Here is a 6,395-nt window from a genome sequence, read left to right on the forward strand (position 1 = left end):
TTTTTTTCATGTATGCTGTCCTTAGTTCAAGAGTTGATTTGAAATGCACTGTGATATTTATAGATCGAGCAAAAAAGATGAAATGTACATGTATATTGCTCGTCCAAACTATCCTGACGATGCGGAACAAGCTGATCCGTTTGAAAATATTCCTGAAGCTGTTGTACAAGCGTTTGGTCGTGCAACGTTTGTCATGCATTTAGAATTAGCTCCAACACGTAAATTGGCGCGTGCTAATGTTTTACATGTTTTAGACTCATTACAAACAAAAGGTTTCTTTATTCAGATGCCGCCAGAAGGGTTAATTAACCCAAATGCGGTTGAACCAGAGGGCTTACGTGGTGCGTGAAGATCAAACTGGAATAATGAATCAATTATTCTCTTTTTTGGATGTTGTTCCTGAAGGTGTTATTGCTTTAACAGCTTATGGAATAGGCGCTATGATTGCTTTATGGTGTTGGTGGCGATTAATGCGTCGCCTTCCTACAACTTTTGGTGCAATTAGCTGGCTTATTGTCTTTGCTATTTTAGTTACACCAACAGTGTCTGAAGGACCGAATGCATCGGTAGCACCAGCTATTTTTGGACTACTATTTGGTGTTTTAACCAAAGATAGCCCTTTAATCTGGTCAAATTTATCTTTAATTCTGTTTGTAGTTGGTCTAGGTTTGGTGATTGGATATTGTTGGTCAAAATATTCAATGAACAAAAGCATGCGTTCCATCTAACCATTGAAATAGAAAAATAAGGTCTTTACATGTCTGCTGATACCCAACATTTTACCGGTACAGATCAATATATCGCGACGGATAGTCTTAAGCTCGCTGTAAAAGCAGCTCGTGCTTTACAAAAGCCTTTACTGATTAAAGGTGAACCTGGTACGGGTAAAACTTTACTTGCTGAGCAAGTAGCACAAAGCTTGGGCTTAAAACTCATTACTTGGCATATTAAATCGACAACCAAAGCACAGCAAGGGTTGTATGAATATGATGCAGTTTCTCGTTTGCGAGACAGCCAGTTGGGTGATGATCGCGTTTACGATATTAAGAACTATATTAAACCCGGTAAACTGTGGGAAGCTTTCACGAGTGAAGAGCGTTGTGTATTGTTAATTGATGAAATTGATAAAGCCGATATCGAGTTTCCAAATGACTTGTTGCATGAACTCGATAAAATGTCTTTCTATGTTTATGAAACGAGTGAAACCATTACGGCAACACAACGCCCAATCGTAATTATTACTTCGAATAATGAAAAAGAATTACCCGATGCTTTCTTACGTCGTTGTTTCTTTCATTACATTGAGTTTCCAGATGAAGCTACAATGCGAGAAATCATTGCCGTTCATTTCCCAAACATCTCTGCAACATTAGTAAATGAAGCTTTACAGGTTTTCTTTAAACTACGTGAAATTCCTAATTTGAAGAAACCACCATCAACCTCTGAGTTAATCGATTGGTTAAGCTTGCTCATGGCAGACGATATGCCAGAAGATGTATTACGCAATCGAGATACATCAAAAGCTATTCCACCTTTATATGGTGCGCTGATCAAAAACGAGCAGGATGTGCAACTCCTCGAACGTTTGGCTTTCATGTCTCGACGTTAAAGGAGGGAATAACCCATGTTTGTGCGGTTATTTTACACCTTACGTAAATACGGTGTTCCAGTTACAACTCGTGAACTTATTGACTTAAACCGTGCAGTAAGTGAAGGTTTAGTTTTTGCCGATCAAGAAGAGTTCTATCAACTTGCTAAAACTATTTTAGTTAAAGATGAGCGCTTTTTTGACAAGTTCGATCGTGCCATGAAAGATTACTTTGATGGTATTGAAACCTTTGATCTGGACGAGTTACTCAAGCAAGTTCATAAGTTGCCAAAAGACTGGTTTGATTTAGAACTTCTAGAAAAGCATTTAACTCCTGAACAACGGGCAGAACTCCAAAAAGCAGGTTCCTTAGAAGAACTGATGAAAATGCTGGAAGAGCGGTTACGCGAACAGCATAAAAAACATCAGGGTGGTAACCGCATGGTGGGTACTGGTGGTACTTCGCCTTTTGGGGCCTTTGGAGATCATCCAGAAGGCGTCAGAATCGGTGGACCAGGGCGTAAACGTTCGGCAGTTAAAGTTTGGGAACAGCGTAAATATCAAAATCTGGATGATGACCAAGTTCTTGGTACTCGCCAAATGCAAATTGCTTTACGACGCTTACGTAAATTTGCGCGTCAAGGTGCAGCTGAAGAGTTGGACGTTGACGGTACAATCCGTGAAACAGCCAAGCAAGGTATTCTTGATGTTCAAATGGTGCCTGAGCGTCGAAATCGAATAAAAGTGCTGATGTTGTTTGATGTGGGCGGTTCGATGGATGCTCATATTGCACAATGCGAAAAACTGTTTAGTGCCGCTAAAAGTGAGTTTAAAACACTCGAATACTTTTATTTCCATAATTGTCTTTATGACTATGTTTGGAAAGATAATCATCGCCGCACAGCCACACGTATGAATACGTGGGATCTATTTCACACCTATGGACGCGACTATCGTGTAATTGTAGTGGGTGATGCCAGTATGGCACCGTATGAGCTGAAATCGGTGGGTGGCTCGGTTGAATATATGAATGATGAAACAGGTGAGGTTTGGTTACGTCGCCTACGTCAACATTTTGATAAAACAGCGTGGCTAAACCCTGAAACAGAAGGGTATTGGCATTACACTCAAACCATTGGTTGGATTAAAGAGATTTTTGAAAATCATATGTATCCAATGACGCTAAAAGGCATTGAGGATTTAACGCGTTACCTTTCTCGATAAGCTTAATAACTTTAATAATTTTAAAAAGAGGGATGATATGCAACATCAAATTAACGGTATTGCTTTGCCGAATGAACAAGGATTTTTTGGTGAATATGGCGGACAATTCATTCCTCCACATTTAAAAGAAGCAATGGATGAAATTAATGTTGCTTATGAAGAAATTCGCCATACAGTTGAATTTCAAAATGAACTATCAGACCTCTTTACAAATTATGTAGGCCGTCCAAGTCCCTTATTTCATGCGAAGCGTCTTTCTGAACAGTTAGGCGGTGCACAAATTTATTTAAAGCGTGAAGATTTGAACCACACAGGTGCTCACAAAATCAATCACTGCTTAGGTGAAGCTTTACTTGCTAAATATATGGGCAAAACAAAAGTTATTGCTGAAACAGGTGCTGGTCAGCATGGCGTTGCTTTGGCAACCGCTTGTGCGTTAGTGGGGATTCCCTGTGAAATTCACATGGGTCAAGTCGATATTGAAAAAGAACATCCAAATGTAGTCAAAATGAAAATTTTGGGTGCTCATTTGGTGGCAGTTACACGTGGTACAGCAACATTAAAAGATGCTGTAGATAGTGCATTTGAAGAATATTTAAAAGACCCAAAAAACTTTATATATGCCATTGGTTCTGTTGTAGGTCCGCATCCATTCCCTAAAATGGTTCGTGATTTTCAATCGATTATTGGCAATGAAATTAAAGATCAAACGCATCAGCGATTTGGAAAAAGCCCCGATTATGTTGTGGCCTGTGTCGGTGGTGGTTCAAATGCAATAGGCGCATTTACAGCCTTTTTAAATGACTCAGACGTAAAACTTGTTGGGGTTGAGCCTGCTGGACATGGTTTAGAAACCAATATGCATTCAGCAACACTAACTTTAGGTAAGCCAAGTCAAATTCATGGTATGGCGTGTTATGTCCTTGAAAATGAGGCAGGTGAACCTTTACCTGTGCACTCTATTGCTTCAGGACTAGACTATCCTGGTGTTGGACCACAACACAGCTTTTTAAAAGATTTAGGACGTGTTGAATATAGCACCGCTACCGACCAAGAATGTTTAGATGCTTTTATGACACTGTCTCGCGTTGAAGGCATTGTTCCTGCGCTTGAAAGCTCACACGCTGTCGCTTGGGCAATTCGTGAAGCGCCAAAACTGCTGAAAGAAACCATGATTGTGGTAAATCTGTCGGGCCGTGGGGATAAAGACTCTGATTATGTTGCCGACAAGCTTGAGCTTTAAAATGAATTAAACTTTAAAAGCAGCCCATCATTTAAGGGCTGTTTTTTTTTTGAACATCTAAATTAAATTTCATTATTTTATAATTAAAACAAAGTATTCTGATTTTAACGTGTGATTGTTCGAGATAGGCCTGTAAAACTCCGGTTCATAGGGCAAAGCGTTGCTTTGCTGTACCTCACTCAGTAGAATAGTCACTTTGCAAAATTTGCCTTTGGAGACGCCTAAGTGGAGCGACCGACGATTAGCCCTGAAAATTTACAGGAAGCGGCTGAAAATTTATCAACAATTCGAGATTTCATTCGTTTTGGGGTATCAGCATTACGTCAACATGATGCACATTTAGGACAAGGTACTGAAGATTATTTTGCAGAAAGCTCTGCATTAGTTTTACAAACCTTATCTCTTGAATGGTCAGCAGACGCAGAAATTCTAGATGCGAAGTTATTACCAAGCGAAAAAGCAGAATTTTTAAGCTTATTGGAACGCCGTATTAATGACCGCATTCCAACATCTTATTTATTAAATCTTGCTTATTTCTTTAATAAGCCATTTTATGTAGATGAACGTGTACTCATTCCACGTTCACCAATTGCAGAATTAATTGAGCAACGTTTTGCGCCATATTGTTTAGATGAAAATGGTCAAATGCGCGAAGCTCTCAATAATTTGCCAGAAAATGCAAAGCCTAAAACTCCGCACCGTATTTTAGATATGTGTACGGGTTCTGGATGTATTGCAGTCGCTTTGGCTTATGCTTATCCAGATGCTGAAATAGATGCAACTGACATCTCTAAAGAAGCTTTAGAAGTTGCTTCAATTAATACTGAGCACCACAATAAGCAATATCAAGTTGCATTGCTTGAGTCGGATCTATTCGCCAAGATTCCAGCTGAAAATCAGTATGATTTGATTGTAAGTAATCCACCGTACGTCGATGCTGAAGATATGGCTGACTTACCAGAAGAATTTTTACATGAACCTGAACTTGCATTGGCAGCGGGCCAAGATGGTTTAGACTTAGTTCGTAAAATGCTTGCACAAGCGGCAGATTACTTAACTGAAGATGGCCTCATTGTCATTGAAGTAGGTAATTCTGAATGGTCAATGCGTCAGAACTTTAATACGATTGATTTCAACTGGCTCACTTTCCAAAAAGGTGGCTCAGGTATTTTTGCTTTGACTGCTGAACAATGTCGCCGTTATAGAAAACTATTTGAAGAGCAAATATAAGGAGTTGGGCATATGGCAGGGAATACTATTGGACAACTCTTTCGTGTAACTACTTGCGGTGAGTCTCATGGCGTTGGCTTAATGGCAATTGTTGATGGTGTGCCACCGGGCCTTGAGCTTTCTGAAGAAGACTTGCAAAAAGATCTTGACCGTCGTAAACCAGGTACTTCTAAGTTTGCGACTCAACGTAAAGAGCCTGATCAAGTTAAAATCATTTCAGGTGTTTTTGAAGGTAAAACGACAGGTACACCAATTGGTTTGTTGATTGAGAATACTGATCAGAAATCAAAAGATTACGGCAATATTGCCCAAACTTTTAGACCTGGCCATGCCGACTATACATATACGCAAAAATACGGTTTCCGTGACTATCGTGGCGGTGGCCGTTCAAGTGCTCGTGAAACTGCTATGCGTGTTGCAGCGGGTGCAATTGCTAAAAAATATTTAGCAGAAAAATTTGGCGTCTTGATCCGTGGTCATGTTACTCAAATTGGCAATGAAGTTGCCGAAAAACTGGATTGGAATGAAGTTCCGAATAATCCATTTTTCTGTGGTGATGTAGACGCTGTTTCACGTTTTGAAGCCTTAGTGACTTCTTTACGTGAACAAGGAACAAGCTGCGGCGCGAAGTTGGAAATTTTGGCGGAAAAAGTTCCTGTTGGCTGGGGCGAACCAGTTTTTGACCGTTTAGATGCTGACATTGCTCATGCGATGATGAGTATTAATGCAGTTAAAGGTGTTGAAATTGGTGATGGTTTTGCAGTTGCTGGACAGTTTGGACATGAAACACGTGATGAATTGACCAGTAATGGCTTTTTAGCGAATCATGCGGGTGGGATTTTGGGCGGTATCTCAAGTGGTCAGTCCATTCGAGTTGCTATTGCACTAAAACCAACAGCAAGCATTACGACACCGGGTAAAACGATTAATTTAAATCGTGAAGATACTGATGTATTGACTAAAGGTCGTCATGACCCATGTGTAGGCGTACGTGCGACACCGATTGCAGAAGCAATGCTAGCGATTGTTTTGATGGACCACTTTCTACGCCATCGTGCTCAAAATGCAGATGTTATTCCTCCATTTGCTCCAATTGAACCGTAGACATAA

General features: G+C 40.1%; 7 protein-coding genes. All 7 read left to right on the plus strand.

Features of this window, described 5'->3' with window-relative positions:
* Positions 1-43 precede the first annotated feature (43 nt).
* Complete coding sequence (locus NL42_RS17680; protein WP_016138215.1) at positions 44-349, plus strand: YcgL domain-containing protein; 306 nt, start codon at positions 44-46, stop codon at positions 347-349.
* Positions 342-728 carry a hypothetical protein gene (locus NL42_RS17685; protein WP_461313750.1) on the plus strand — a complete coding sequence of 129 codons (387 nt, stop codon included), beginning with the start codon at positions 342-344 and terminating at the stop codon, positions 726-728. The genes NL42_RS17680 and NL42_RS17685 overlap by 8 nt, the downstream gene beginning before the upstream one ends.
* A 29-nt stretch (positions 729-757) precedes the next feature.
* The gene (locus tag NL42_RS17690; RefSeq protein WP_069123222.1) at positions 758-1,609 is read left to right on the plus strand and encodes an AAA family ATPase; all 852 of its coding nucleotides are present in this window, start codon (positions 758-760) and stop codon (positions 1,607-1,609) included.
* A gap of 15 nt (positions 1,610-1,624) precedes the next feature.
* Entirely contained in the window at positions 1,625-2,812 is a 1,188-nt protein-coding gene (locus NL42_RS17695; protein WP_461313751.1) for a vWA domain-containing protein, read from the plus strand.
* A gap of 37 nt (positions 2,813-2,849) precedes the next feature.
* Positions 2,850-4,055 carry a tryptophan synthase subunit beta gene (gene trpB / locus NL42_RS17700; protein ID WP_461313752.1) on the plus strand — a complete coding sequence of 402 codons (1,206 nt, stop codon included), beginning with the start codon at positions 2,850-2,852 and terminating at the stop codon, positions 4,053-4,055.
* A 225-nt stretch (positions 4,056-4,280) separates the two neighbouring features.
* On the plus strand, positions 4,281-5,285 hold the full coding sequence (prmB, locus tag NL42_RS17705; RefSeq protein ID WP_003651622.1) for a 50S ribosomal protein L3 N(5)-glutamine methyltransferase: 1,005 nt from the start codon (positions 4,281-4,283) through the stop codon (positions 5,283-5,285).
* 12 nt (positions 5,286-5,297) lie between these two features.
* Positions 5,298-6,389: a chorismate synthase gene (gene aroC / locus NL42_RS17710; RefSeq protein ID WP_461313753.1), complete on the plus strand. Its 1,092-nt coding sequence runs from the start codon at positions 5,298-5,300 to the stop codon at positions 6,387-6,389.
* Positions 6,390-6,395 lie beyond the last annotated feature (6 nt).

The organism is Acinetobacter sp. GN11, from assembly GCF_054823985.1.

Excerpts from the sequence above, each read along its gene's own strand:
- NL42_RS17680 (WP_016138215.1), top strand. The coding sequence starts at position 44 with ATGCACTGTGATATTTATAGATCGAGCAAAAAAGATGAAATGTACATG.
- NL42_RS17690 (WP_069123222.1), top strand. The coding sequence starts at position 758 with ATGTCTGCTGATACCCAACATTTTACCGGTACAGATCAATATATCGCG.
- NL42_RS17695 (WP_461313751.1), top strand. The coding sequence starts at position 1,625 with ATGTTTGTGCGGTTATTTTACACCTTACGTAAATACGGTGTTCCAGTT.
- trpB (WP_461313752.1), top strand. The coding sequence starts at position 2,850 with ATGCAACATCAAATTAACGGTATTGCTTTGCCGAATGAACAAGGATTT.
- aroC (WP_461313753.1), top strand. The coding sequence starts at position 5,298 with ATGGCAGGGAATACTATTGGACAACTCTTTCGTGTAACTACTTGCGGT.